This is a genomic window from Rhizobium sp. H4, assembly GCF_003013335.1.
GTDB classification, from domain to species: Bacteria; Pseudomonadota; Alphaproteobacteria; order Rhizobiales; family Rhizobiaceae; genus Rhizobium; species Rhizobium sophoriradicis.
This window is the reverse complement of sequence record NZ_PSOW01000005.1, coordinates 264010-290473: the sequence shown is the minus strand read 5'-3', so window position 1 is coordinate 290473 and position 26464 is coordinate 264010. Positions and strand designations below refer to the sequence as shown.

Genomic DNA, 26464 nt, shown 5'->3' with positions numbered 1-26464 from the left:
AAGCAATGCCTAGCGGTGACGGCGGAGCACATGCACCTCGGCGCTCGGCCTATGATCGCCGTGCGACAGCGTGAAATTGCCGAGCTGGCGATCCATTTCCAGGGCCTCCGTCGCCAGCCGGTGGATCGCTTCCGTCGTCTCCTCGACCATCGAGGCATTCTGCTGCGTCATCGCGTCGAGTTCGGCGACGGCGCTGTTGATCTCCCGCAGTGTGTTGGCCTCCTCGCGGGTCGCACCCATGATCTCGTGGATCTGACCGTTGATTGCCTCGACATGCGCGCCGATGCCGGTCAGCGCGACCCCTGCCCTTTCCACAAGCGACACGCCGCTTTCGACCTCATGCGTCGATTTCTGCAGCAGGCTGGAGATCTCCTTGGCCGCGCTCGACGAACGCTGGGCGAGCTCGCGCACTTCCATGGCGACGACAGCAAAACCCTTGCCCGATTCACCGGCGCGCGCCGCCTCGACACCGGCATTGAGCGCCAGAAGATTGGTCTGGAAGGCGATGTCATCGATGACGGAGATGATCGTGTTGATCTGGCGTGAAGAGGTCTGGATCGCCTCCATCGCTGCGATCGTCTCGCGCATGATCTGGCCGGAGCCGGTCGTCTCCTTCTTGGCGTCGCGGGCGATGCGCTCGGCCTGTTCGGCTCGCTCGATCTGCCGGCGGACGGACTGGGTGATGGCGCTGATCGCATTCGCCGTCTTGGTGATCGAGCCGGCCTGGCGCTCGGTGCGCCCGGCAAGCTCGTCGGCGCCGGTGCGCATCTCCTCGGAGCCGGCCCGCACCGCCATCGAGTTGCCGCCGATGGCCGTCATGGTTTCGCTCAGCGTCGCGAGCGCCTCGTTGAAATTGATGCGCAGGCTTTCGAGCTCGTTCGGGAAGCGCCGCTCGATCTGATAGGCGAGATCCCCGCTCGCCAGATGATGCAGGCCCTCATCGATCGCCTCGACCACCTGCTGCAGCGTCTTCGCCTCGGCCTCGCGCTCGGCAAGGTTCTGCTGGCGGTCTTGCTCTGCCTGTAGGCGCGTCTCTTCGCTGGCGGCTTCCAGTTCACGGCTTTCGATCAGCGACTGCCGGAAACGGGCGAGCGCATTCGCCATCGTACCGATCTCATCCTTGCGGTTCAGGCTGCCGATCTCGCTGTCGAGCTTGCCATCGGCGACATCGCGGGTGACGCCGGCAAGCCGCGCAAGCGGCGAGAACAGAAGATTGGTGACAAGCCCGGTGGCGATCGCCATGACGACGAGCACGCCGATGCCGATCATCGTCAGCAAAGCGGCGATCTCGATCGAGCCGGCGTTGAGCTCGCTCAGCAGCACGCTTTCGACCACGAGGAAGCGGTCGCCGCGATAATCGATGCCGCGAACATAGGCGCGCGCGGAGCCGTCCGCCCTGTCGAAATCCGCCACCGTCATCGCCGAACTGGCAAGCGCATCCTTGATGAAGGTGAAGGGGGCGGCATCGAGCGTCGCAAGCTTGCCGCCGGCATCGAGACCGATAGCGGAACCATCGGCGGAGACGATCGCCGCCCGCGCGGTGCTGCCCTGAACGATGCCCTTTGCAAGGATGCTGGTGACGATGTCGTCACGCACCTTGAACAGGATGATGCCCTTGGCCGCGCCGAGCTTGACGATCGGCACGGCATAGAAGATCGCCGACCTGCCGCTGGCGGCATCGACGCGCAGCCCCGAAAAGCCTGTCGGCGCGGCATCATCGGTCGCCTTGGCGGTATTCTCGATCGCCTTGGCAAAAGCGATGCCGGCGCCGGTCGTCTTCCAGGCGTCCGTCTTCAGATTCTCGGCAAAGTCGTCCAGCTTCTTGTAGGAATAGAGGACGGTACCGTCGAGATCGGCGATCAGCAGATCGCTGAACGCGGTATCCTCGAGGTCGCGGGCGACCTCGCCCTGCGTCTTTTCATGATTCGAATAATAAAAACCGCTCGGCCCTTCCGGCTTCATCAGCTTCTCGCGCTGATCGGCCGGGTTGGGATTGGCCGTGATAAAAACCTTCTTCAGCTCGGCACGGGCATCGCCGGAGGTTTTCTCGATGGTCTTCCAGCCGCTCTTCAGACTGGTGATCGACATCTGCAGCGCCTCGATGCGGGCGATGGAATTGGCCTGGTTCTCGAGCTGCGCCAACTGGTCCTGCAGCATGTCGCCGCGGAAGATCAGCACGCTCTCCTTGGCCTTCAGCGCCTGCTCATCGGAGATGCGGCTGCTGGCGAAATAGGCGAGCACGTCGATCACCGCGATCGACAGCACGGTCATCAGGATGAATGTGGCAATGACCTTGAAGGACAGGGATTGAAATCTCCGAGCCATGTACGACGAACCCCTTCTGAACGCGCCTGCCGGCGCGGGCAGGCAACGCATGCCTGATCGACCGGTCTTCAAACAGAACATCGGGGGCTTATCTCTTTGCGACACGAGACCCCTCGTATTCGACACTAGAATTCAAGCATCTGTTTTAATTCGCGGTAAATGGAGCGGCTTAAATCCGGGAAGGTTTTTGTTTTGTTCACATATCGATGGCACTTATTTCGCAGTCGCTATAGGTTGAACCATGCAAAATACGATTCGCATCGTCGGCATTGACCCCGGACTGCGCCGCACCGGCTGGGGAATTATCGACACATTGGGCAATTCCCTGCGGTTTGTGGCCTCGGGAACCGTGACCTCCGGCGGCGACCTGGATCTTGCCTCCCGCCTCTGCCAGCTGCATGACGGCCTGGCGGAGGTTGTGCACGCTTACAAGCCGGATGAGGCCGCCGTCGAACAGACCTTCGTCAATAAGGACGCGGTTGCAACCCTGAAGCTCGGCCAGGCCCGCGGCATCGCCATGTTGGTGCCGGCGCGCGCCGGGCTGCAAGTCTCCGAATACGCCCCGAACGCCGTCAAGAAGGCCGTCATCGGTGTCGGCCACGGCGAAAAACATCAGATTCACATGATGTTGAAGATCCTGATGCCGAAAGTCGAATTCAAAGGCGACGATGCCGCCGACGCCCTGGCGATCGCCATCTGCCATGCGCACAATCGCGGCAGCAATCGGATGCGGCAGGCACTGGCCGGCTAATCTGTTCTTGACTTGTTCCCATTCGATGATAAGTAATACCTTGGAGGTATTACCATGCGCGTGACGGAAAAAGGCCAAGTGACAATTCCCAAAGATATCAGGGACCGTTTAAAGATCGGGCCGGGATCCGAGGTGGATTTCATTGCCGATGAAAAGGGTGCCCGCCTCGTCGTTCTGACCAGCCGCGCAGAGCCGTCGCAGGACGATTTTGAATCCTGGCTCGGCAGCATGAGCGGCACTCTCGACACCGGCGGCATGACGACCGATGAGTTCATGGAGTGGTTGAGGGGACCACGCGATGACCTCGGTCCTCATTGATACCAACATCTTCATCGATATCTTCGGCCCGGACAATCCTTTCAGGGAATGGTCCACGCGGGCCTTGAGCACATTGCGGCCGGATTCGCAGTTCATCATGACGCCCGTGGTCTGGGCGGAGCTGGCAAGCATGAGCCCGCGCGAGGAAACGCTCGTATTTCTCCTTTCGCGATTAAATCTGATCCGGGAGGCGCTGCCGTTTTCCGCCGCCTACCGCGCGGGCATGGCCCATGCGCAATATCGGCGGAGCGGCGGCCTGCGAGAGCGCACGCTGCCCGATTTTTTCATCGGCGCGCATGCCCTGGTTCGATCGCACCGCCTGCTGACGCGCGATGGTGCGCGCTACCGTTCCTATTTCCCTGATTTGGACATTATTTCCCCCGAAACGCACTCTTGAGAGACCGCGCCCCATGATCGGCAAGCTGAAAGGCACAATAGACGAGATCGGCGAAGATTATGTGCTCGTCGATGTGCACGGCGTCTGCTACGTCGCTTACTGCTCCGCCCGCACCCTGTCCAAGCTCGGCTCGGCCGGCGAGGCCTGTGTGCTGTTCATCGAGACCTATGTGCGTGAGGACCAGTTGAAGCTCTTCGGCTTCATGACCGCATTGGAGCGGGAATGGTTCAACCTGCTCCAAAGCGTCCAGGGGGTCGGCGCCAAGGTGGCGCTTGCCGTGCTCTCGACCTTGACGCCGGGCGAACTCGCCAATGCGATCGCCCTGCAGGACCGCGCTGCCGTTTCCCGCGCGCCGGGCGTCGGCCCGAAAGTGGCGATGCGCCTCGTCACCGAACTCAAGAACCGGGCTCCCGCCTTCGCCGGGGAAGCGATCAATATCGCCCTCAAACAGGAACTCGGCGAAGGCGTCGCCGCCGCACCCGTGGCCGACGCGGTTTCCGCGCTGACCAACCTCGGCTACAGCAGAGACCAGGCGGCAAATGCCGTTGCTGCGGCGATGAAGACGGCCGGCGAAGGTGCAGACAGCGCCAAGCTGATCAGGCTGGGATTGAAGGAACTGGCGCGGTGACTTCCTTGAATATATCGCAATTCCTTACTAAACTTGAATGGTAAGGAGATCCGGATGAATATCTACTACGGTACAATGACATCGAAGGGCCAGACAACAATTCCGGCGGAAGTTCGTGAATTGCTCAATCTGAAGTCCGGTGACAGGATCCGCTACATCAATCGCGATGGCGAAATCATCATGAAGGCCAAGAACAAGCGCGCCATTGACCTTGCCGGCAAATTTCACGATCCGAAACGGCGGACGATCACATTGAAGGAAATGGACGAGGCTATCGGAGAAGCCATCGCCGCTCATGTGAATAGTGCAGGATGATTGGCCTCGACACCAACATCCTGCTGCGCTTCCTCCTGAAGGATGATGCCGCCCAAACAGACAAAGTCACAGCACTGTTTGAGAACCTCTCCGATACGGCACCTGGCTATATTAGCTGCATCACGCTGATGGAATGCACGTGGTTCCTGCGGCAACGTATCAAGCTGAAGAGAGAACAGATCGTGGAGGCGATTTCGGATTTGTTGGACTCAGCGGATCTGATCCTTGAAGATGAAAGAGTGATCGAGGAGGCGCTCGGAATCATGGTGCGAACGAATGCCGAATTTGCGGATGTCTTCATCGCTCTTCGCAACCGTGACGCCGGTTGCGTGACAACCAAGACATTTGACGCCCAAGCTGCAAAAACGATACCTGGAATGGAACTTCTTTGATGAGCGAACCCGCCCGCCTGATATCGCCGGAAAAGCGGGGCGAAGACCTTGATGTCACGCTACGCCCGCAATCGCTGGACGAGTTCACCGGCCAGGCGGAGGCGCGCGCCAATCTCAAGATCTTCATCGAAGCGGCGAAGAACCGTGGCGAGGCGCTGGACCATGTGCTCTTCGTCGGCCCGCCCGGCCTCGGCAAGACGACGCTGGCGCAGATCATGGCGAAGGAGCTCGGCGTCAACTTCCGCTCGACATCAGGCCCTGTCATCGCCAAGGCCGGCGATCTCGCGGCGCTGCTGACCAATCTCGAAGAGCGCGACGTGCTCTTCATCGACGAGATCCATCGCCTCAATCCCGCCGTCGAGGAAATCCTCTATCCGGCCATGGAAGACTTCCAGCTCGACCTCATCATCGGCGAAGGCCCGGCCGCCCGCTCGGTGAAAATCGATCTGTCGAAATTCACGCTGGTGGCCGCGACCACCCGCCTCGGCCTGTTGACGACGCCGCTGCGCGACCGCTTCGGCATCCCGGTGCGCCTGAGCTTCTATACCGTCGAGGAGCTGGAACTGATCGTGCGCCGCGGCGCGCGGCTGATGAACCTGCCGATCACCGAAGAAGGCGCCCGCGAGATCGCCAGACGCGCCCGCGGCACGCCACGCATCGCCGGTCGGCTGTTGCGGCGCGTGCGCGACTTCGCCGAGGTGGCAAGGGCGGAAGCCGTCACCCGCGAGATCGCCGACGAGGCGCTGACCCGCCTTCTGGTTGACAATGTCGGCTTCGACCAGCTCGACAAACGTTACCTCAACATGATCGCCGTCAATTTCGGCGGCGGCCCGGTCGGCATCGAGACCATCGCCGCCGGCCTTTCCGAGCCGCGCGACGCGATCGAGGACATCATCGAGCCCTATATGATCCAGCAGGGTTTCATTCAGCGCACGCCGCGCGGCCGTGTTCTGACCGCAATCGCGTGGAAACATCTGGGAATGCAACCGCCCAAGGAAATGGAGGCTGCGCAGTTCCGGCTGTTCCAGGAGGACGACTGAGTGATCACCCGCCGCGGTTTTTTCAAATTTGTCGGCGGCGGTATCGCGGGCGTCATATCGCTGGGTGGTTATGCCTTCGCCTATGAACCGCTGGCGCGGCTCGGCATCGCCCGTTACCGGCTGACGCCGCCGGGATGGACACCGGGGCTGAAACTCCGTGTCGTCGCACTCGCCGATATCCATGCTTGCGAACCTTGGATGTCGGCAAGCCGCATCACCGCAATCTGCCACAGGGCGAATGAACTCGAAGGCGACGTGACCGTCCTGCTCGGCGATTATGCCTCGGGCATGAACATGGTGACGCAATACGTGCATTCGAGCCAGTGGTCGAAGGCGCTGGCCACTCTGCGAGCCCCTCTCGGCGTCCATGCGATCATGGGCAATCATGACTGGTGGGAGGACAGGACTGCCCAGAAGAACGGCGGGATGGAAACATTCGGGCACCGGGCGCTTGCCGAGGTCGGCATCCCGGTCTACGGCAACCGCGCCGTTCGGCTCGAAAAGGATAGCCGCGGCTTCTGGCTCGCGGGCCTTGAAGACCAGCTGGCGCTGCTGCCCGGCAGGAAATGGGGCCGCACGCGCATGCTCGGCCTCGACGACCTTGATGGAACGATGGCGCAGGTGACCGACGATGCGCCCGTCATCCTGATCGCCCATGAGCCCGATATCTTTCCGCGCGTGCCCGAGCGCGTCTCGCTGACGCTGTCCGGCCACACCCATGGCGGGCAGATCCGTTTCCTCGGCCGTTCGCCGATCGTCCCCTCGCGTTACGGCAATCGCTACGCCTATGGCCACATCGTCGAGGAGGGCCGGAATATCATCGTGTCCGGCGGCCTCGGCTGCTCCATCGCGCCGGTCCGTTTCGGCGTGCCCCCGGAAATCGTCGTGATCGATCTCGGATAAGAATGACATGAGCAAGCGCACTCACATCCGCCTGACTGTGGGCGCTGAACGTTTCAACCATCGCATCGCCGGCCTCGCCTTTCGCGACGGCCATGTGCTCGTCCATCGTGCCGTGCACGAGCCCTTCTGGACCTTTCCTGGTGGGACGGCGGAAATCGGCGAGAGCTCGGAAAAAACGCTGAAACGGGAGATGATGGAGGAACTCGGCGTCAACGTCACAGTCTCGCGCCTCCTCTGGATCGTCGAGAATTTTTTCCACTACGAACAGCGCGACTGGCATGAACTCGGCTTCTATTATCTGATGGAAATTCTGCCGGAATTTCCCTTTCGGCCGCGCGAGATCATCCATCGCGTCGAAGACGGTGACAACCATCTCGAATTCAAATGGGTGGCGGCAACGCGCACAGCCCTGACCGCGCTCGACATCCCGCCCTATTTCATCGCCGATGAAATCGAGAGCCTGCCCGCAGCACCCCGTCATCTCGTCTGGCGCGACGGCGATCTCGATGAGAAGAGCTGACGCAAGCAATTCAAAGCGCGTGAAGAGGAGATGCGCCGATGCCGACTTTCGACCCCGTCAGGCCATTCCGCAAACTCGCCTATAACAACGCCCTTGCCAACCGCCGCCTGCTGCAAGCTTGCGCGGCATTGACGCCCGGTGAATTCGAAGCGCCTCGCACCGGCTTCTTCCCTTCGATCAAGGAAACCTTGAACCACATCGTCACGGTCGACTGGTTCTATGTCGATGGCCTGGAAGGTGGCACGCTCGGGTTCCAGGCCTTCGAGGTCGACCAACCCTTCGACGACGTTTCCTCGCTGGCAGAAGCGCAGGCGAAGGTCGATCAGCGCCTGGTGGCACTTTGCGAGGCCCTGACGCCAGAAAAACTGGTCTCGACCGTGAGCCTCCACCGCGGCGACCGCATCCAGCAGGAGCGGATGGAAGACGTGCTCGCCCACCTCTTCCAGCACCAGACTCATCACCGCGGCCAGGTGCATGCGATGCTCGCCGGCACCAGCATCGCCCCGCCGCAGCTCGACGAATTCATCGTCGCCGATGATGCGAAATTTCGCGGCGGGGAACTCGCCGGACTCGGCTGGAGCGAGGAAACGCTGATGCGTTAAGGTCTTTCCTGGTCAGGATGCTTCAATCTGACCAGGAAAGCTCTAGTTCCGAAGCCGCTTTTTCAGCCCGTCGATGATCGTCTTGGTGAGAAGGTCGTAATTCTCGTCGAAATGGTGGTCGCCGGGCAGCTCGATGACCTCGGCGCCGCTGTCCTTCAGCGCCGGACAGGCGACGTCGTCGTCATCGTCCTTGCCGTAGATGCATTGCACGAGTTTGGGATCGACGTTCTTCAGATCGGCGACCGGATCGCCTCCCGCCCCGCCCGTCTTCTGGCCGAGCCAGCCGAGAACGGAGATGACGTAGTCGACTTCGTGCGAGAGCGACAGCAGCGACATTTGCGCCACCGCCGACTTCTCGGCCGGTTTCAGCAACTGGTAGGTCGCAGGCACGACATCGGCGCCGAAGGAATACCCGACGAGCAGCACATGCTTCACCTTCCACTGTTTGCGGTAGAAATCGATGATCTTCGAAAGATCGCCGGCGGTCTCCTCCGGCTTGCGCTCCGACCAGAAATAATGAAGCGAATCGACGCCGACGACGGGAATGCCTTCCTTCTGCAGGGTGCCGCCCACCTCCTTGTCGATGTCTCGCCAGCCGCCGTCGCCGGAATAGATCACCGCCATCGTATCGAGGGCGGGGGTGGCCTCGAGGATCGCCAGCGGCAGACCGAGCGGATTGCCGAAGGCGCCGGAGGCGGTAACGAGGTCATCGAGCGTATCGGCAAAGACCGTCTGCGCGTCGTCGGTGGAATCGCGGATCTCGATCGCGGAATGGACTTTCTTCAGCGCTTCGGCATGCGCCCTGCCATCCTTGTCGGCGTTGGGCGTAAAGACCGCTATAACCGGATCCGGCAGCGCGCCGTCACTCAGCCCATAGACCATGCGTTCGCCGACGGCCTTCTTGGAAGCGGGCGTGCAAAGTTCCTTGGTTAGCGGAATGCCGGCCTTCGGATCGACGGCGAGCGTCTGACCGATCGTCGCATCCGGCGTCTGCGCCGCAATCGCCAGCGCCAAGGCCCCGCCCTCGCCGATGCCGGCGACAATCGGCAAATGATAGGCGTTGTTGCCGGTCGCACGCTGCACCTGCTGGCTCAGCGATTCGATATCCGAGACCATGTAGAGGCAGCCATCATTGAGGCTGACATCATATCGGCTGAGCGCCTGGATATAGGAAGGAAAGTCGACGCCGATGACGACGGCGCCTTCGGAAACCAGCCTGTCGGCCTCGGCCTTCTCAAAATCGCCCCAGCCGGCGGCATCGGAAATCAGCATCACCGTGCCCTTCACCTCCCCTTCCGGCAGGAAGATGTGAGGCGACGGGATGAGCCCGCTTTCGAAGCTCTGCGTGGTTTCCTCGGCGGCATCTGCCGGTGCGGCCGCGAGCATGCAGGCGCATGCCGTGGCAAGAAGGATTGTCCTGATCATTTTCTCACTACCCCTTTCAACCCGCCCCCGATCAGAAATGTCGCGTCCATCAACGCGATCATCGGATTGCCCCCTCCGGAGACCGCAAGATAGCGCGGTTGCCAGTGCGGATGAAACTTGGATTTGAATGCCCGAAGGCCTTTGAAGTTGTAGAAGCGCTCGCCGTGCTCAAAGACGGTGCTGCCGATGCGGTCCCAGACGGGTGCCGCCTCGCGTTTCGACATGCCGGAGAGAGGCGCCATGCCGAGATTGAAGTGGGTGAAACCCTGACCGCGCAGATACTCCATGATCTGCACGAAGAGAAAGTCCATCGAGCCCTTCGGCGCGTCCGGGGAGAAACGCATGAGATCGATCGTGCCCTCCTCCCGCGATTCGGTGACGAGGATATTGGCAAAGGCAACGATCTTGCCGTCCTTCTTCAGAATGCCGACCGGTTGCGAGGAGACATAATCCGGATCGAAGGCGCCGAGCGAGAAGCCCTTTTCCTTGGCCTTGTGGTGCTCGAGCCAGGCCGAGGAAACCGCGGCGAGATCATCGATGACCACGGGCACGTCCTGCGGTTCGATTACGGCGAATTCCAGCCCGTCGCGCTGCGCCCGGCTGGCAGTCTGCCGGAGATTTGCCCATTTGCCGCCCTTCATCTCGAAGGTCCTGAGATCCGCCACCGCCAGTTCGCCGAGCTTGAAGGCACGCAGGCCGGCATCAGCGCAATGGGAAAGCAAGGCCGGCGAGATCTGGTAAAAAACGGCGCGGCAGCCCGCCGCCCGCGCCGCCTCGACGAAACGCCAGACGAGTTCCTGCACGGCGCGATGATCGCCTACAGGATCGAACAGCGCGATCCATGAGCGGCCCTGCCGGCCGTACATGATGAAGGCGTCGCCTTTCTCCGAAAACATGATGCTCTTGTCGCCCATCCGCACCAGATTGGCGTCGGCATTGCCCTGCTTCCTGACGATATCGACGGCACGCGCCAGCGCCTCCTCCGTCGCCGGCTCCGGCCGGAAGGCCGCAGGCCGAAGCAGGCTGAAGATGGCAATGGCCGACGAGATGATGGTGATGCCGAGCACGGCGCGCAGTCCCCGTGGCGCTTCGGCGGTGAATTCGAACTGCCACCAGAGCTGGTTGCTGTATTCGACATCGCGATAGACGAAGAGCAGGATGACGACGGCGCCGACGACGATGACGGCGATTGCCATCAGCCAGGATGCCGTCATTGCCTGGTTGAGCAGCGACGCATGGCGGGTAAAGAGCCGGCGGCTGACGAAGAGCCCGAAGATGAGGAAGGCGAGAAAAGCGGCTTCGACCAGCGCAATCGCCTTCAACAGCGACAAGGTCAATGCCGCAACGGCCGAGAACACGGCCACCCACCAGGCGCCGTCGAGCCTCTGACCAAGGCCGCGCGCGGCGACCACCAGCGCCAGTCCGAGCAGGCTGGAGAGGAAATGCGCGCCTTCGACCATCGGCAGCGGCAGATAGTTGGACAGAAATTCCAAATTCTGATCCGGCGTCGGTGTGACGCTCGAAAACACCAGCATGACACCGAGCAGCAGGGCCAAGGTCGAAAGCAGCTGCGGCATCAGCCGACCACCGATGCGTCGGACGCTGGAGGCGGCCGGGTGATCCACAAAACGACGCAGCTCCGTCGCTGAGACCGCGAGCACGGCGATCAACAGCGGCAATACATGATAGATGAGCCGGTAGAGCACCAGCGATCCGAGCACCGCATCGATATTCACCGCGCTGCCGAGCGAGGCGATAATCACGGTCTCGAACACGCCGAGCCCGGCCGGAACGTGGCTGAGCACGCCGAGACCGACGGCGATCGCATAGACAGCCAGGAAGGCCGGCCAGCCGATGGCCGTCTGCGGCAAGAGCACATAGAGCACCGAGGCCGAGGCGGCGATATCGAAGGCCGTAACCAGGAATTGGCGCGACCAGGTGCGCGAATCCGGCAGGCGGATCGCGACCGCGCCGAGATCGAGCACGCGGCCTTCGCGGCCGATGATCAGCACAGCCCCGAGAATGGCGAGGATCGAGCCGGCAATCAGCCGGAGAAGGAAGGCGCTGACACCGATCAGCGGCCCGATCTCGCTGGCGATGATAATGAGGGCGATCGCCGCGACCCCTGCAAGCCCGAGACCGAAGGACAGGGTAACGAAGGCGATGATCCGACCGATATCCTCTGGCGACAGACCAAGGCGCGTATAGGCGCGATAGCGGATCGCGCCGCCCGAAAGGGCGCCGAAACCGGCGGTATTGCCGACGGCGTACGCACTGAAGGCCGTCAGCGCCACATGCGGAAACGGCAGCTTCTTGCCGATATACTCGATGGCGTTGAGATCATAAAAGACCAGCGAGAGGAAGCTGAGCGCGGTGAAGAATAGCGCAAGCAGGATCGCGCTCGGCCTGGTCGCCGCCAGCGCACCGACGACATCATCATAGCGAACCTCGTTGGTGAGCTGCATGATCGCATAGCCGACGAGACAGAAGACAATGAGTGTTGCGGCTGCCGTCAGTGGCGTCCTGTACCGCCTGAAAAGCGCGCGAAAAGAAAACCCGTCCGTCGCTTGCATCTCTTCCAAATTGCCGTGACCCGACATCTCGTACCTGCGCAATTTCCAAACTCGGCGGGAATCATTTTTCGAAGACGTAACATGACAGGCATATAAGCTCTATGAAGCCATGCCGCCGCTACCCCAGCCCCGCCGCCTGCGCCTCAATCATCCTCAATTGGGGCGAATTTGCGCAGACAAACTGTATTGGCACATTGCATTTTCGTAAGCTTACGAAGAGTTTGCGGTGATGACCAAAATTTTAGACGCGAGCGAAGGATGAGACATGCAGGGTGACTTGGCCTTCCTGATCCTCATCCTCGGCAGATTGCTGCTCGGCGTCTTTTTCGTTGCCGCCGGTATCCATCATTTTTTCGTCATCGTGCCGATAACCGACGCCATCGAAGCCCGCGGCATACCTTGTGCGAAATGGGTGCTGCTGTCCGGCAGCGTCTTTCAAATTGCTGCCGGCCTCCTCATGATGCTGGGTCTCTTCGTCGCCGCGGCAGCGTTCGGCCTCATCATCTTCACGCTTGCCGCCTCGGTGATGCTGCTGAATTTCTGGGAGATGGAAGGCACAGCTCGCGACAGCGCCATCAACAGCTGGAAAAGCAACATGGCCATCGTCGGCGGCCTGCTCACCGTAGCTGCCGGAGCGATGTAAGGGCTCACGTGGCCGGCTCACCGCCGGCCCGTGCATAAGCAGCGTAGCGTGCCGCGGCGGCATCCACCTCCACCGTGCGATCGCCGGCCACCTGCACCGTCGGCACGGCGAATTCGATGCCGTTTTCCTTGAAGGCATTGCGGATCATCGCCAGTGCGTTGCGGCGGATAACGAACTGTTCGCCGGGCTTCGTCATCATCGACAGGCGGAGCTCGATGGCGAATTCGCCGAACTGCTCGACGCCCTTCATCTTCAGCGTTTCGATGATGTGCGGGCCGAATTCCGGGTTTTCGAGCAACGTCTGACCGATCTGCTTGATCACCTTCTTCGCTTTAACGAGATCGGTGTCGTATGTGACGTTGAGGCTGATCTTGTCGATCGTCCAATCGCGATTGAGGTTCTTCACCGCGCCAAGTTCGCCGAACGGCACGGTGGTCAGTGGCCCGCGATGATGCCTGAGCTTCACCGAGCGCAGGCTGAAAGCCTCGACCACGCCCTTGTGGCTGCCGCTTTCGATATATTCGCCGACACGGAAGGCATCGTCCCAGAGATAGAACATGCCGCTGATGACATCCTTGACGATCGTCTGGGCACCGAAACCCACAGCGACGCCAACGACGCCCGCGCCGGCAATCAACGGCCCGATCTCGATGCCGAGGCCCGAGAGCACCATCAGAACCGCAATGACGGCGATGACCACGGCAAGGATATTGCGGAAGATCGGCAGCAGCGTCTGAAACCGCGCATGTCTGGCCTTCTCCTCGTCCGTCGCGCCGCCCTCCAGGGGCGAGCCGAGCAGCTTGCCGTCGATATAGGCTTTGACGACGTGCCAGAGCAGATCGGCAGCAAGCAGGATGACGATTCCGCCGATGACGCCGCGCGCGATCTTATCGACCATTTTGTCGCCGGCCGCCATCGTGTCGGCGCCGACACCGAGCAGCTGGCCGAGCCAGATGGCGGCGAATGCGATGATCAGTGCCCGCACGCCGCGGTCGAGCAATACGGTGGCGATCCGCCGCGTGGCAAGGAAGCTTGCCTCGGTCTGCTGCAGCGACTTCACCGCAATCGTCGAGACGGCGAGCACGCGCGGCAGCATCAGCACATAGATGCCGAGCCAGAGCAGCCAGTTGAACCCGGTGACCCACAGCCCCCAGAGCAACAGGAAATACACGGTGAGCGCCCAGGAAATCCCATGGCCGCGTTTGTCGTCCTTCTGAGGCCGCGACCAGACAGCTTCGATCGCGATCAGCAGCAGCCCGATGCCGAGGATATAGCCGACGAAGAGCCGGGCGCTCGGAGAAAAGCCGAGCGGCTCCATCGACTGGATGGCTGCCCAGCCAAGCATGAAATAGATGACGAAGATCGCAGAGCGGCGATACCAGAAGAGCGCGACGGCGCGTGAGGGCATGGTCAGCGCGATCACGCCTTGCCGCTCTTCCTCGGCCCGCGCCAGCCCGATGAGATCGACCAGAACACCACCCAGGCAGATCGTAAATCGCTGGACGACGAGCGCGACGACGCAGACGATGGCGATGCTCTGGCTGAGCGGCGGCCAGCCGAGGCTGAGAAGCGTGAGCATCGTTGCCGCAGCGAAAATCAGCGCCGGAATGACGCGCGGCGCCAGATGCATGCCCGCCATATGCGCCAATCGCTCGCGGCGGCGGCGGAAAGCGTAGCGGGCAAAGCTTTCGACGATCCCGCCGAGCAGAAAGATCGCCAGGAACTGCGCCCACATACGCGCAAGACCATTGGCGGCGATTTCGCTGGAGAACAGCGAGGAGGCATTGCCGATCTGCGAGGGCAATGTCATCGCCGCGTCAGACACCATCGAGATGTGCCGACGGGCGTGCTGCAGCAGACCCGACAGCACCGACATCTGGTTTTGGGTCGCCGAATTGGCGGCGGGCGTTGCGGCCATCTGCGTCGCCATCCACTGCTTGACCTCGGGCGTCTGCATGAGTTGCATCATCTCGCGCACCTGCGCCGGCGGGGCAGCCGCGGCCGGTGCTTGCGCCTGAGCTGTCTGGGCGAAGCCTGGCGAACCCGCCGCGAAAATCATAACGAGTGCCAACATGCCCGATATGGCGGCCTTCAAGGCCGCCGCCGCGCCACGCTCCATGACCGCCTCCAATGGAGTGTCGGCCACTTGGATGGAAGCAGCCCCGACATTTCCCTTTTTAGCAATGGATACTCGTGACCGCTGCCGCCAGCAAGCGGTAGGAACACCATACCGACGGCTAGGAAAGGCAGGGGCGGCGCGGGACGCCTGGCTTCAGGATTTGGGAGCCGGCTTCTCCACATGGCCGCCGAAGCCGGCGCGCATTGCCGACAGCACCTTGTTGGCGAATTCGTCGTTATCGCGCGAGGAGAACCGGCCGTAGAGCGCCGCGCTTAGAACCGGCGTCGGCACGCTCTCGTCGATTGCCGCCATGATCGTCCAGCGGCCCTCGCCGCTGTCCGAGACGCGGCCGGCAAATTTCGACAGCGCGGGGTCGGCATGCAGCGCATCGGCCGTCAGATCGAGCAGCCAGGAGGTGATGACGCTGCCGCGACGCCAGACTTCGGCGACATCCTGCAAATTGAAATCGTATTGGAAATGTTCGGGATGGGCGAGCGGCGCCGTCTCTGCATCGGCCTCATGGGAGGCAGCGCCGATATTGGCGTGTTTCAGAATGTTGAGGCCTTCGGCATAGGCGGCCATCAGGCCATATTCGATGCCGTTATGCACCATCTTGACGAAATGGCCGGCGCCGTGCGGGCCGCAATGCAGATAACCCTGCTCCGCCGTGCTGGCCGCTGCCGCTTCGGCTGTGCGGTTCGGCGATGCTTCCGTCTTGCCGACGCCGGGGGCGAGCGTCGCAAAGATCGGAGAAAGATGCTCGACGGTGCCCTTTTCGCCGCCGATCATCAAGCAATAGCCGCGCTCCAGGCCGAAGACGCCGCCGCTGGTGCCGACATCGACATAATGGATGCCCTTGGTGATGAGCTCGGCGCCGCGGCGGATGTCGTCGTGGTAATAGGAATTGCCGCCGTCGATGACGATATCGCCGTTCTGAAGCAGCGGCACCAGGCTCGAAAGCACCTTGTCGACGATCGCCGCCGGCAGCATCAGCCAGATCGCCCGGGGGTGGTTAAGCTTCGAGACGAATTCCTCGAGCGACGCACTCCCGGTCGCACCGAGACCCGCAAGCGCGGCAACGCTTTCCGGCCTGGTGTCGTATACGACGCATTCGTGACCGCCCCGCATCAAGCGCTGGACCATGTAATTGCCCATGCGGCCCAAACCAACCATGCCAAGCTGCATATCAATCTCCTGGAACCGAAATGAAGTATCGACTCCGGAAACTAGCACCCGCAGTGTGACAGGCAAGCGAAGTCTCGGCCATATCCGCGCCTGCGACGATCGCGCCGCGGCGGGACGACGTCGGACCGAAGCGCCCGATGCCCGCTCATTCCTCACTCATCGGGCGCGCTGGCCGGTTCACCCTTCATCTCACTGAGGAACATGCCCTCGCGCAGGTTGATGCCGTACTCGACGAATACCTTCATGCAGCAAAGCATCTGCGTCCAGCCTTCACAATTGAGATAGGTGCCGCGCCGGCCGGCTTCGTCCTCGCGCCAGCCGTTTTCGGCAATCGTCACCAGCGTGCCGCCATCCTCCAGCGGTTGGAAATTCATCTCCACCAGCGTTTTATAGCTCGTCTTGTCCTCGCCGGTTCCACCGTCCCAGCGAAGCACGATGCGGCTTTCCGGCACGAGTTCGACGACCTCGACCGGCGCGTCCTTCCACCAGGTCACCGTCGTGCCTTGGACGAGCGGGGCGCTCGCCCCGCCGATCGTGGTGAAATAGCTGCTGAGCTTCTTCGGATTGACGACGGCGTCGAACACCTCTGCGACGGGACGGCCGATGCGGCCGGAAATGCGGATTCCGAGAGACATGGCATTGCTCCTCTTCTTCATTGTGTCTGGACCCATTATGTTATAAAAATATAACATGTCAAGCGAATCAACCGATGACCCTGTTTTCAAGGCGCTGGCGCATCATCGCCGCCGCGAGATCCTCGATCTGCTCAAGGATGGCCCCCGCACCACAGGGGCCCTTTGCGACATGTTTCCTGACATGGATCGCTGCACGGTGATGCAGCATCTGAAAGTGCTGGAAGAAGCCGATCTGGTCATCGCCAGGAAGGAAGGGCGCGAACGCTGGAACCATCTGAACAGCCTGCCGATCAAGCAGATCTACGATCGCTGGATCAGCGCCTACGCCGGCCATGCCCTGTCGATCCTCGATCGGCTGAGAAGCGATCTCGAAGGCCAGCCGGAACAATGACCGGGCACCCCACCTTGCCTCCCGGCCGGCCGCAATCCTATGCTGACCAAAAGACAAGAGACGGGACAGAGATGACGATATCGGGGGCCGGCATACGCCGCATGCGGCTGCTGCGCAGCATGAAGCAGCAACACCTCGCCGAACTCCTCGGCGTCAACCAGGCGACCGTCTCGCGCTGGGAGCGAGATCAACTTGCCCTGTCGCCGGAGCAGGCCGTCAGGCTGGAACGAATTTTCGCCGCGCCGCACCATGCCGTGGCCGATGCCGCATTGAAACGGCTGGTCGAGGACTGCCTCCGGCCTGTGCATCTGATCTGCGACAGCACCCACCGGCTGCTGTCCGCCTCCCGTCCTCGGCAGTCGGAATGGCGTGCACCGATCGGCGCTTTTCTCGGCCGCTCTCTTTTCCCCTACGCCTCCGCCGAGATCGCCGCCGCCGAACAATCGCTGGAGGCATGCGGCTGGCATGACGGCAGGCTCATGTCGTTGACATTCGATACCGGTGCCAACGGCAATGCGCGCCTGCCCATTGCCGCCGGCCGCGTCATCTGGGAACGGATCATGTTTTCCGACGGCAGCGCCGGTCGCCTCGTCACCACAGTCACCGAGCCTGCAGCTTTCCTGCACCCTCATGCATAATTTATGCGTTGTCTGAAAATGCCGGTCTTAATAGCCTCCGCCGTGTAAACGGTCTGGAGAAAATGCGATGACGATACTGGTGACGGGAAGCGCCGGCCACCTCGGCGAAGCGCTGGTGCGCGTCCTGAAGGCGCAAGGCCGATCGGCGCGCGGCGTCGACATCAAGCCTTCGGATTTCACCGACGCGGTCGGTTCCATCGGCGACCGCGCCTTCGTCCGGCAGGCGATGTCGGGCATCAGCTACGTCATCCATGCCGCCACACTGCACAAGCCGCATGTGGCCACTCATGGCAATCAGGAATTCGTCGACACCAATATCGGCGGCACGCTGAACCTGCTTGAAGAGGCGGCGGCCGCGCGCGTTGAAAGTTTCGTCTTCACCAGCACCACTAGCACCTTCGGCGCGGCATTGACGCCGGCCGCCGGCCAATCGGCCGCATGGATCACCGAGGACGTGCTTCCGATCGCGAGGAACATTTACGGCGTAACGAAGCTCGCTGCCGAAGGTCTGTGCGAACTCTTCGCTCGCAAATTCGGATTGCCGGTCGTTATTCTGAGGACGTCGCGTTTCTTTCCCGAAAGCGACGACGATCCCGACATTCGCAAGGCCTATTCGCCGGCAAATGCCCAGGCCAACGAGTTGCTCCATCGCCGCGTCGATATCGCCGATGTGGTCGGCGCCCATCTGATCGCCCTCGAAAGGGCACGTCCGATCGGCTTCGGTCGCTACATCATCTCGGCCACCACGCCGTTTTCACCAGACGATCTCGCCGACATCAGGCGCGACGCGCCTGCGGTCGTCGAGCGGCTCTTTCCGGGAGCCCGCGGCCTCTATGCCGAACGCGGCTGGAAGATGTCCCCGGCACTCGACCGCGTCTACGTCAACGAGCGCGCACGGCGCGAACTCGGCTGGCAGCCGCGCTATGATTTCCGCTTCGTGCTCGATTGCCTGGGGGAGAATCGCGAATGGCGCAGCCCATTGTCGCTCGAGGTCGGCTCCAAAGGCTATCACGACGAAATTTTCGCCGAAGGCCCCTATCCGGTCGATTAATGCATGTCGCCCGGAAGTGTGCAGCGGTTCCGGGACAACGACATGCATCAGCGCGTCGCATGAATCAAATTTGATGCGACGCGCTTTAGGACGCTGAATCGCCGAAGCGAGAATGCGTCCTCCAGATATCACGATGCCGTCATAAAGGAAGTAGTCGCACCTGCGAAAAAAAGGCGGACGCGCGCCGCGTCGCCTGTCGATCTGCTGCCTTTGCCGGCGATGGAGAGAAAGTGCGATCCACGACGACCGATGGATGTTTACGATCCTGGGCGCCTACAAACGTAGGTGGGCACCGTGTGTCCAGGCCCACGGGCCTGGCCAGGGACAGCTCCCTTTGGATCGAGTATGGCCCCAGGGATTGTGGTTCCTGTCGAGAGGCGCAGACCGCATCGCGATATATAAGGTCGTTTGCGCCGGCGCGCCAGTGGCGACCGCAGGCCGCGCCGATTTAATTGAGATCAGTTGAGCTCGGGGGCGGTGCGGCCGTTCAGCTTGTCGGTGATGCCCCGGATGCGGCTCGACACCTCGCTGAGTGCCGCCGCCAGCGTTTCCTCGGTGCGGGCGGTTGCGGCAAGCACGGTATCGCGGTTGCCGCGCAGCGACTCGAGCTCGGATTCCAGCCCGGCGATGCGGCGCGTCAGCTCGGCAATCTCGTCCATGATCATGATGCCGGCCATGACGGTGATCCGGAGGTCGCCGATCTCGCCGAACTGATCCTTGAGATGGCCGACATAGCGATCGAAACGAGTGGCGAGGTCGGTCAGATGATCCTCCTGCCCTTCCTCGCAGGCCATGCGATAGGCCTTGCCGTCGATCGTCACCGTCACCTGCGCCATGTCATATTCTTTCTCATCAGCGATCCAGAACCGCGCGGATCGTTTCCATGGCCGTCACCAGCCGCCGCGATACCTCGCGGTTGACCTCTTCCAGCCGGTTGGCACGGAATTCGGCCTGGTCGAGCTCCTGCGCCAGCCGGGATCGGTCGGCGTGCACGCGCCGGACCTCGCCCTCGATCTCGCCCTGCTCGCGCTGCCGCTCGATGCGCATGTCGACGGCGTTTTCGAGGCTCGAAATCGCCTGTCTCAGCTCGTTGAGCGCTGCTTCCATGGTTTTGCCTGTGGGCATCATGCCTTTCCGATTCCCGCGCAGGATCCGCGAATCGGCACTCTGCACCGATCCTGTGATTTCAAAAAGGATATGCAGCTCGCCAACGGCCCGTCAATAAATCTCCCCACCCGTCCGCCGGCCTATCTTGTGGATGAGCGTTTTATCGGTGCCTCCCGCATAAAATTTGTCTTTTGTATAATCGCGCGAGCAAATGTCAAAAATCGCCGCAACCCCGCCGGATTCGGCCCGCCATTTATTGACTCGCCCGTCTTAACTGCTATGTCTCTGCCGCTTTCACTTGATGGTCTTGGAGGCTCGAGGCCATCCCCCGACACCCGAGCTTGCGGAAAAGCGATGACCTCTCCCGAACAAAACGACCGGATGGCGAATGCGATCCGTTTCCTCGCCATGGATGCCGTTGAAAAGGCAAATTCCGGCCACCCCGGCATGCCGATGGGCATGGCTGACGTGGCAACGGTCCTGTTCACCAAATATCTGCGCTTCGACCCCAAGAAGCCGCACTGGCCGAACCGCGACCGCTTCGTGCTGTCGGCCGGCCATGGCTCCATGCTGCTCTACTCGCTGCTCTATTTGACCGGCTATCCCGACATGACGGTCGAGGATCTGAAGCAGTTCCGCCAGATCGGCTCGAAGACTGCCGGCCACCCGGAATACGGCCATGCCACCGGCATCGAAACCACCACGGGCCCGCTCGGCCAGGGCATCGCCAACGCCGTCGGCATGGCGATCGCCGAACGCAAGCTGCGCGATGAATTCGGTCCGGAGCTGCAGGACCACTACACCTACGTCATCAATGGCGACGGCTGCCTGATGGAAGGCATCAGCCATGAAGCCATCGCCCTTGCCGGCCACCTGAAGCTGAACAAGCTGATCCTCTTCTGGGACAACAACTCGATCACCATCGACGGCGCCGTCTCGCTGTCGGATTCGACCGACCAGATCGCCCGCTTCAAGGCCGTTCACTGGAACACGATCGAGATCGACGGCCACGATCAGGCCGCCATCGCCGATGCGATCGAAGCCGCCCACAAGTCCGACCGCCCGACCCTCATCGCCTGCAAGACGGTCATCGGCTTCGGCGCTCCGAACAAGGCCGGCAGCCACAAGGTTCACGGCAGCCCGCTCGGCGCGGATGAAATCGCAGCGACCCGCAAGGCTCTGAATTGGGATTATGAGCCCTTCGTCGTTCCCTCCGATGTTCTCGACGCATGGCGCTCGGCCGGCACCCGCTCCGACAACATCGTCAAGGCGTGGGAAGAAACGCTCGCCAATTCACCTGTCAGGGCCGAGTTCAGCCGCCGTATGGCGGGCGATCTGCCGGAAGGCTTCGACGCGGCGATCACCGACTACAAGAAGAAACTCGCCGAGACCAAGCCGACCGTCGCCACCCGCAAAGCGTCTGAGGATGCGCTCGAAATCATCAACGGCTTCCTGCCGGAGACGCTCGGCGGCTCCGCCGACCTGACGCCGTCGAACAACACCAAGACCAGCCAGATGGTCTCCATCACCCCGACGGATTTCAAGGGCCGTTACATGCACTGGGGCATCCGCGAGCACGGCATGGCATCCGCCATGAACGGTATCTCGCTGCACGGCGGCCTCATCCCTTATGGCGGCGGCTTCATGATCTTCTCGGATTATTGCCGCCCGCCGATCCGCCTCTCGGCGCTGATGGGCATTCGTGTCATCCACGTCCTGACGCATGACTCGATCGGCGTTGGCGAAGACGGCCCGACCCACCAGCCGGTCGAGCAGATCGCCGGCCTGCGTGCCGTTCCGAACCTGCAGGTCTTCCGTCCGGCCGACGCCGTCGAGACGGCGGAATGCTGGCAGATCGCCATCAAGAGCAAGAACCGTCCGTCCGCGCTGGCTCTCACCCGCCAGAACCTGACGACCGTCCGTACCGAGTATAATGAGAAGAACCTCTGCGAGCTCGGCGCCTACACGCTCGCCGGCAACGCCGATGCCAAGGTGACGATCTTCGCTTCCGGCTCCGAGGTCGAAATCGCCGTCGCCGCCCGCGCGACCCTCGAAGCCAAAGGGGTTTCGGTGCGCGTCGTGTCGGTCCCCTGCACGGAGCTGTTTTTCGAGCAGCCGGACGCCTATCGCAAGGATATTCTCGGCAACTCGCCGGTCAAGATCGCCGTCGAAGCCGCCGTCCGCGAAGGCTGGGACGCTTTCATCGGACCGGAAGGCAGCTTCGTCGGCATGAAGGGCTTCGGCGCCTCTGGCCCGGTCAAGGACGTCTACAAGCATTTCGGCATCACTGCCGACGCCGTCGTTGCGGCTGCGGAAGCAAAGCTTTAAAGAGGGCGCCTGAGGCGCTCTCCATCTCCTCAATTCCAGGCCCTCTCTATCGGGCCCTATTCTATCGGGAGTGAATGAACATGACAGTCAAGGTTGCCATCAATGGTTTCGGCCGCATCGGCCGTAACGTCCTCCGCGCTATCGTCGAATCCGGCCGCACCGACATTGAAGTCGTCGCCATCAACGACCTCGGCCCGGTGGAGACCAACGCCCACCTGCTGCGCTACGACTCGATCCACGGCAAGTTCCCGGCAAACGTGAAGGTCGAAGGTGACACGATCACCGTCGGCAACGGCAAGCCGATCAAGGTCACGGCGATCAAGGATCCGGCGACGCTTCCGCACCGCGAACTCGGCGTCGACATTGCCATGGAATGCACCGGCATCTTCACCGCCCGCGACAAGGCTGCCGCCCATCTGACGGCCGGGGCCAAGCGCGTTATCGTCTCGGCCCCTGCCGACGGGGCCGATTTGACGGTCGTCTACGGCGTCAACCATGACCAGCTCACCAAGGAGCACATGGTCATCTCCAACGCCTCCTGCACCACCAACTGCCTGGTGCCGGTCGTCAAGGTTCTCGACGACGCCGTCGGCATCGACCACGGCTTCATGACGACCATCCACTCCTATACCGGCGACCAGCCGACGCTCGACACGATGCACAAGGACCTGTATCGCGCCCGCGCAGCTGCCCTCTCCATGATCCCGACCTCGACGGGTGCTGCCAAGGCCGTCGGCCTCGTGCTGCCGCACCTGAGGGGCAAGCTCGACGGCACCTCGATCCGCGTTCCCACCCCGAACGTCTCGGTCGTCGACTTCAAGTTCGTCGCCAAGAAGGCGACCACGGTCGGCGAAATCAACGAAGCCATCCAGGCTGCGGCAAACGGCAAGCTGAACGGCATCCTCGGCTACACCGACGAGCCGCTCGTCTCCCGTGACTTCAACCACGACAGCCACTCCTCGATCTTCGCCACCGACCAGACCAAGGTCATGGAAGGCAACTTCGTGCGCGTCCTGTCGTGGTACGACAACGAGTGGGGCTTCTCCAGCCGCATGTCGGACACGGCCGTCGCCTTTGCCAAGCTCATCTGAGAGCCTGACGAACGAATAATCGCAAGCGGCCCGGGAAACCGGGCCGTTTTGTTATAGGCGCCACGCCGGATCGATTGCAAAACCTGATATGGTGCGCCAAGCCCTAACCGCATCGCGGCCGGGCAGATAGGGAGAGATGCATGGATTACTTTACCGTTGAGATCGCCGGCCGCGCCATTGCCAGCTTTCGCTCGAAAAACCATGAGCAGGCGACGCATTTCTTCGAGGCGGAAGATTTTCGCGACGACCTGACCATCCTGGAGTCCGAGGGCAAGCCCCTGTGGGACCGCAAGGCCGCGCTCAGCCTGCGCAAGGCGACCGCCGAGGAAGCCAGTGAAGTCGAGCACGCCTATGAATTCGATGACGATCCGCAAAGGACCATCGACGACGAATTCGTCGTTTTCCTGGTTCCGGTCGAGGATCTGACTGACGATGGTGACGACACCTCAGACTGAGCATCGTCTTCCTGTTTTGAAAGCCGCTTCGAAGCGACGGGTTCGGTGGCCGCCAGGATGGAATCACGGTTGGCAATCCGCTGTCCAATCGTGATAGACTGAGGCTGAAATGACCCAAGCGGAGGCGATAAATGGCAGAGCCGCAAAAACGCTTGTCCCACACCAGCCTCAAGCGACGGCAGCGGTTTCATCCCAAGCGGGACGTCCGGCCTGCCGTGCTGGCAAAGGCTGATCGTCTGGTGATCCGTTTTGTCGCGGCGATCGGCCTTGCGTTTCTCGCCGTCATCATACTTCAGGCAGTGTTGGGATAGCACTCGCTCAATCCGGCGCTGCAATCCCCTCCTCCCGTCATCGGGCAAGACGAACGGGGCGCGTGAACGCAGAAGCGTGCCTTATCCCGTCGCCATTCGCAGATAACGGCAGGAAAAATCGATCTTCCTGGCTTTCGCCCTGCTCTTGCCTGATTTGCTTATACATTCTTTGTAGAGAATTTCTCCCGTAGCATTTCCGTGTCGGTCGCCGTCCGGCGGTCGTTCAGCAGCATGATGCAGCACGAGACGAGGTTAAGCCGCAAGGCCTACCCTTCTCTGCCGTTTTGCCGTTTACTGATGGACCGACGCGCGTGGTGGAGGGTGGAAATAGACGGATCGGCCGGAGGGTGGCCATATCCGCGAAGTAGAAAGGAGCGGGCATGGAAGCGTTCTATATCGTGGTGCTGGTTGCGACGGCGCTCGTGCTTATGGCCGCTTTTTCCAGCCTTCTCGCCTTCCGCTTCGGCGCGCCGCTGCTGCTGCTGTTCCTGATGATCGGCCTTGCCGCCGGCGTCGATGGCCTTGGCATCGAGTTCAGCAACAACTATCTCGCCTATATTCTCGGCTCCATAGCGCTCGCGGTCATCCTGTTCGATTCCGGCTTCGGTACACCGATGCAGGCCTTCCGGCTCGCGGCCGTTCCCTCTCTCACGCTCGCCTCTGTCGGTGTGCTGATCACCGCCTCGCTCTTTGCCGTCGCCGCCATGTGGCTTTTGAATTTCACCTGGCTGGAAGGTCTGCTGCTCGGCTCGATCGTGGCCTCGACGGATGCCGCCGCCGTCTTCTTCCTGCTGCGCATCGGCGGCATCAATATCCGCGACAAGGTGCGCTCGACGCTCGAAGTCGAATCCGGCACCAATGATCCGATGGCGATCTTCCTCACCATCGCCCTTGTCGAAGTGCTGGCGAGCGGCGAGCGTTATGCCGGCATCAATATCGGCATGCTCGCCATGTTCGTGCAGCAGATGGGCCTTGGCGTCATCCTCGGCCTGCTCGGCGGCATGATGATCGTGCTGATCGTCAGCAAGCTCGATACCGATCGCGGCCTGACGCCGATCTTCGTGCTGGCTCTCGCCCTTCTCGTCTTCTCCTTTACCGGCGCGGTCGGCGGCAGCGGCTTCCTTGCCGTTTACGTCGCCGGCATCTACGCCGGAAACCGCAAGATGCAGGCGATCGGCACCATCAAGCGCTTTCAGGACGGCATGACCTGGCTCGCGCAGATCATCATGTTCCTGGTGCTCGGCCTGCTCGCCACGCCGTCGCAATTCCCGGTGATCATCGTGCCGGCCATCCTGCTCGCCCTCTTCCTGATCTTCATCGCCCGGCCGCTGGCGATTTGGCTGTCGCTGCTTCCCTTTGATTACACCCAGCAGGAAATCGGTTTCGTCGCCTGGGTCGGTCTGCGCGGCGCCGTCTCCATCCTGCTCGCCATCATGCCGATCCTCGGCGGGCTGGAAAACGGCCAGATCTTCTTCAACACGGCCTTCATCATCGTGCTGGTCTCGCTGCTGCTCCAGGGCTGGACGATCAAACCGGTTGCCAAGAAGCTCGGCCTGATCATTCCGCCGCGCATCGGCGCCGTCGACAAGGTCGAGGTCGACCTGCCGGGTGCCGCCAACCACGAACTGCTCTCCTATCGCGTCATCAAGGATAGTCCTGTGCTACGCGGCGAGCGCATTCCTCGCTGGGCAACCCCCTCGCTTGTCATCCGCGACGGCAAATCGATGCGCTATCAATATGCCGGGCGGCTGCGCGAGAACGATCTCGTCTATCTTTTCATCGTACCGAGCTATTCCCGCCTGCTCGACCGGCTCTTCGCCAGCCGTGCACCGGTGGACGAAGACGATGCCGAATTCTTCGGTGCCTTCGCGCTCTCGCCTGCCCGCCCCGCCGCCGATCTCGACGCCGCCTACGGTCCCGGCCTGCTCAACGAATCCGAAAAGGGCCTGACGATCGCCGAATTGATGCGCCAGCGCCTCGGCGGCAAGGCCGATTATGCCGACCGCGTCCGTCTCGGCTCGATCATTCTCATCGTCCGCGATCTCGACGAGCACGACCACGTCACCTCCGTCGGCATGTCGCTCGAAGCGGTCGAACCGGCAATCACTCTGCCGATCTTCATCAATCTCAAGGACATCATCCAGCGCATCCGCGACCGGCTGAAGGGACGCCGGAACCGCGATGCGGCAGCCTCCGAAAACGCGCCGAAAGCATCGGCCGGACGCGAGGAAGCCAGACGCGAAAACGGCCGTTGAACGCCTTGCGTCTCGAATGATCCTTGCTATGGTCGGCGCAACTCCCGCCAACCAAGACTGGATCCT

General features: G+C 61.9%; 27 protein-coding genes and 1 other RNA gene. 19 read left to right on the top strand and 9 right to left on the bottom strand.

Annotated elements, in window-relative coordinates:
* Positions 1-9 precede the first annotated feature (9 nt).
* Complete coding sequence (locus tag C4N04_RS10200; RefSeq protein ID WP_096764383.1) at positions 10-2325, bottom strand: methyl-accepting chemotaxis protein; 2316 nt, start codon at positions 2323-2325, stop codon at positions 10-12.
* Positions 2326-2566: 241 nt separating this feature from the next.
* Here C4N04_RS10200 and ruvC point away from each other — a divergent pair, with 241 nt between their 5' ends.
* From ruvC to C4N04_RS10150, 10 genes are read left to right on the top strand one after another with little or no spacing between them, the layout of a single operon-like run.
* Positions 2567-3076 carry a crossover junction endodeoxyribonuclease RuvC gene (gene ruvC, locus C4N04_RS10195; RefSeq protein WP_096764384.1) on the top strand — a complete coding sequence of 170 codons (510 nt, stop codon included), beginning with the start codon at positions 2567-2569 and terminating at the stop codon, positions 3074-3076.
* 54 nt (positions 3077-3130) lie between these two features.
* On the top strand, positions 3131-3394 hold the full coding sequence (locus tag C4N04_RS10190) for an AbrB/MazE/SpoVT family DNA-binding domain-containing protein (RefSeq protein ID WP_038691102.1): 264 nt from the start codon (positions 3131-3133) through the stop codon (positions 3392-3394).
* Complete coding sequence (locus tag C4N04_RS10185) at positions 3375-3791, top strand: type II toxin-antitoxin system VapC family toxin (protein WP_038691104.1); 417 nt, start codon at positions 3375-3377, stop codon at positions 3789-3791. The genes C4N04_RS10190 and C4N04_RS10185 overlap by 20 nt, the downstream gene beginning before the upstream one ends.
* A gap of 13 nt (positions 3792-3804) precedes the next feature.
* The gene (gene ruvA, locus C4N04_RS10180) at positions 3805-4419 is read left to right on the top strand and encodes a Holliday junction branch migration protein RuvA (RefSeq protein ID WP_038691106.1); all 615 of its coding nucleotides are present in this window, start codon (positions 3805-3807) and stop codon (positions 4417-4419) included.
* A gap of 54 nt (positions 4420-4473) precedes the next feature.
* Positions 4474-4734, top strand: a complete 261-nt coding sequence (locus tag C4N04_RS10175) for a type II toxin-antitoxin system PrlF family antitoxin (protein WP_038691108.1) — start codon at positions 4474-4476, stop codon at positions 4732-4734.
* Positions 4731-5126 (top strand): type II toxin-antitoxin system VapC family toxin, encoded by a 396-nt coding sequence (locus tag C4N04_RS10170; protein WP_106795963.1) that lies wholly within the window; start codon positions 4731-4733, stop codon positions 5124-5126. The genes C4N04_RS10175 and C4N04_RS10170 overlap by 4 nt, the downstream gene beginning before the upstream one ends.
* Complete coding sequence (gene ruvB, locus C4N04_RS10165) at positions 5126-6166, top strand: Holliday junction branch migration DNA helicase RuvB (protein ID WP_009994750.1); 1041 nt, start codon at positions 5126-5128, stop codon at positions 6164-6166. The genes C4N04_RS10170 and ruvB overlap by 1 nt, the downstream gene beginning before the upstream one ends.
* Positions 6167-7069, top strand: coding sequence for a metallophosphoesterase (locus tag C4N04_RS10160; protein WP_106795962.1), 903 nt, complete (start codon positions 6167-6169; stop codon positions 7067-7069). It begins immediately after the preceding gene.
* A 7-nt stretch (positions 7070-7076) separates the two neighbouring features.
* Positions 7077-7589 (top strand): NUDIX hydrolase, encoded by a 513-nt coding sequence (locus C4N04_RS10155; RefSeq protein WP_096764388.1) that lies wholly within the window; start codon positions 7077-7079, stop codon positions 7587-7589.
* A gap of 38 nt (positions 7590-7627) precedes the next feature.
* Entirely contained in the window at positions 7628-8191 is a 564-nt protein-coding gene (locus tag C4N04_RS10150) for a DinB family protein (RefSeq protein WP_009995246.1), read from the top strand.
* Positions 8192-8233: 42 nt separating this feature from the next.
* On the opposite strand, the gene C4N04_RS10145 is transcribed toward C4N04_RS10150, so the two are convergent.
* Positions 8234-9616: an AcvB/VirJ family lysyl-phosphatidylglycerol hydrolase gene (locus C4N04_RS10145; RefSeq protein WP_039622069.1), complete on the bottom strand. Its 1383-nt coding sequence runs from the start codon at positions 9614-9616 to the stop codon at positions 8234-8236.
* Positions 9613-12216, bottom strand: coding sequence for a bifunctional lysylphosphatidylglycerol flippase/synthetase MprF (gene mprF / locus C4N04_RS10140; RefSeq protein WP_077990533.1), 2604 nt, complete (start codon positions 12214-12216; stop codon positions 9613-9615). The genes C4N04_RS10145 and mprF overlap by 4 nt, the downstream gene beginning before the upstream one ends.
* A gap of 238 nt (positions 12217-12454) precedes the next feature.
* On the opposite strand from mprF, the gene C4N04_RS10135 reads away from it, so the two are divergent.
* Entirely contained in the window at positions 12455-12832 is a 378-nt protein-coding gene (locus C4N04_RS10135; protein ID WP_009997004.1) for a DoxX family protein, read from the top strand.
* Positions 12833-12836: 4 nt separating this feature from the next.
* Here the strand turns inward: C4N04_RS10135 and C4N04_RS10130 are convergent, their stop codons facing one another.
* The 3 genes from C4N04_RS10130 to C4N04_RS10120 form a co-directional block, all read right to left on the bottom strand.
* The gene (locus tag C4N04_RS10130; protein ID WP_106795961.1) at positions 12837-14951 is read right to left on the bottom strand and encodes a mechanosensitive ion channel family protein; all 2115 of its coding nucleotides are present in this window, start codon (positions 14949-14951) and stop codon (positions 12837-12839) included.
* Positions 14952-15104: 153 nt separating this feature from the next.
* Positions 15105-16136, bottom strand: a complete 1032-nt coding sequence (gene gnd / locus C4N04_RS10125) for a phosphogluconate dehydrogenase (NAD(+)-dependent, decarboxylating) (protein WP_106795960.1) — start codon at positions 16134-16136, stop codon at positions 15105-15107.
* A gap of 152 nt (positions 16137-16288) precedes the next feature.
* Positions 16289-16771: an SRPBCC domain-containing protein gene (locus C4N04_RS10120; RefSeq protein ID WP_106795959.1), complete on the bottom strand. Its 483-nt coding sequence runs from the start codon at positions 16769-16771 to the stop codon at positions 16289-16291.
* A 55-nt stretch (positions 16772-16826) separates the two neighbouring features.
* Between C4N04_RS10120 and C4N04_RS10115 the strand changes: the two genes are divergently transcribed.
* The 3 genes from C4N04_RS10115 (at position 16827) to C4N04_RS10105 (ending at position 18851) form a co-directional block, all read left to right on the top strand.
* Positions 16827-17162 (top strand): metalloregulator ArsR/SmtB family transcription factor, encoded by a 336-nt coding sequence (locus tag C4N04_RS10115; protein WP_039622078.1) that lies wholly within the window; start codon positions 16827-16829, stop codon positions 17160-17162.
* 71 nt (positions 17163-17233) lie between these two features.
* Positions 17234-17800, top strand: a complete 567-nt coding sequence (locus C4N04_RS10110; protein ID WP_106795958.1) for a helix-turn-helix transcriptional regulator — start codon at positions 17234-17236, stop codon at positions 17798-17800.
* A gap of 67 nt (positions 17801-17867) precedes the next feature.
* Entirely contained in the window at positions 17868-18851 is a 984-nt protein-coding gene (locus C4N04_RS10105) for an NAD(P)-dependent oxidoreductase (protein WP_106795957.1), read from the top strand.
* Positions 18852-19081: 230 nt separating this feature from the next.
* On the opposite strand, the gene ssrS is transcribed toward C4N04_RS10105, so the two are convergent.
* The 3 genes from ssrS to C4N04_RS10090 all read right to left on the bottom strand — a co-directional run bounded on the left by ssrS (position 19082) and on the right by C4N04_RS10090 (position 19979).
* Positions 19082-19240, bottom strand: a non-coding RNA gene (ssrS, locus tag C4N04_RS10100) — 6S RNA.
* Between the two features lie 69 nt (positions 19241-19309).
* On the bottom strand, positions 19310-19687 hold the full coding sequence (locus C4N04_RS10095) for a cell division protein ZapA (RefSeq protein ID WP_010054570.1): 378 nt from the start codon (positions 19685-19687) through the stop codon (positions 19310-19312).
* A 16-nt stretch (positions 19688-19703) separates the two neighbouring features.
* Positions 19704-19979 (bottom strand): DUF4164 domain-containing protein, encoded by a 276-nt coding sequence (locus C4N04_RS10090; protein ID WP_009994078.1) that lies wholly within the window; start codon positions 19977-19979, stop codon positions 19704-19706.
* A gap of 333 nt (positions 19980-20312) precedes the next feature.
* Here C4N04_RS10090 and tkt point away from each other — a divergent pair, with 333 nt between their 5' ends.
* The 5 genes from tkt to C4N04_RS10065 all read left to right on the top strand — a co-directional run bounded on the left by tkt (position 20313) and on the right by C4N04_RS10065 (position 26398).
* Complete coding sequence (gene tkt, locus C4N04_RS10085) at positions 20313-22286, top strand: transketolase (protein ID WP_106795956.1); 1974 nt, start codon at positions 20313-20315, stop codon at positions 22284-22286.
* An 80-nt stretch (positions 22287-22366) separates the two neighbouring features.
* On the top strand, positions 22367-23377 hold the full coding sequence (gap, locus tag C4N04_RS10080) for a type I glyceraldehyde-3-phosphate dehydrogenase (RefSeq protein ID WP_106796008.1): 1011 nt from the start codon (positions 22367-22369) through the stop codon (positions 23375-23377).
* Positions 23378-23517: 140 nt separating this feature from the next.
* Positions 23518-23832 carry a hypothetical protein gene (locus C4N04_RS10075; protein ID WP_009988923.1) on the top strand — a complete coding sequence of 105 codons (315 nt, stop codon included), beginning with the start codon at positions 23518-23520 and terminating at the stop codon, positions 23830-23832.
* A 131-nt stretch (positions 23833-23963) separates the two neighbouring features.
* Positions 23964-24143: a hypothetical protein gene (locus C4N04_RS10070; RefSeq protein ID WP_038691136.1), complete on the top strand. Its 180-nt coding sequence runs from the start codon at positions 23964-23966 to the stop codon at positions 24141-24143.
* A 380-nt stretch (positions 24144-24523) separates the two neighbouring features.
* The gene (locus C4N04_RS10065) at positions 24524-26398 is read left to right on the top strand and encodes a potassium/proton antiporter (protein WP_077990543.1); all 1875 of its coding nucleotides are present in this window, start codon (positions 24524-24526) and stop codon (positions 26396-26398) included.
* Positions 26399-26464 lie beyond the last annotated feature (66 nt).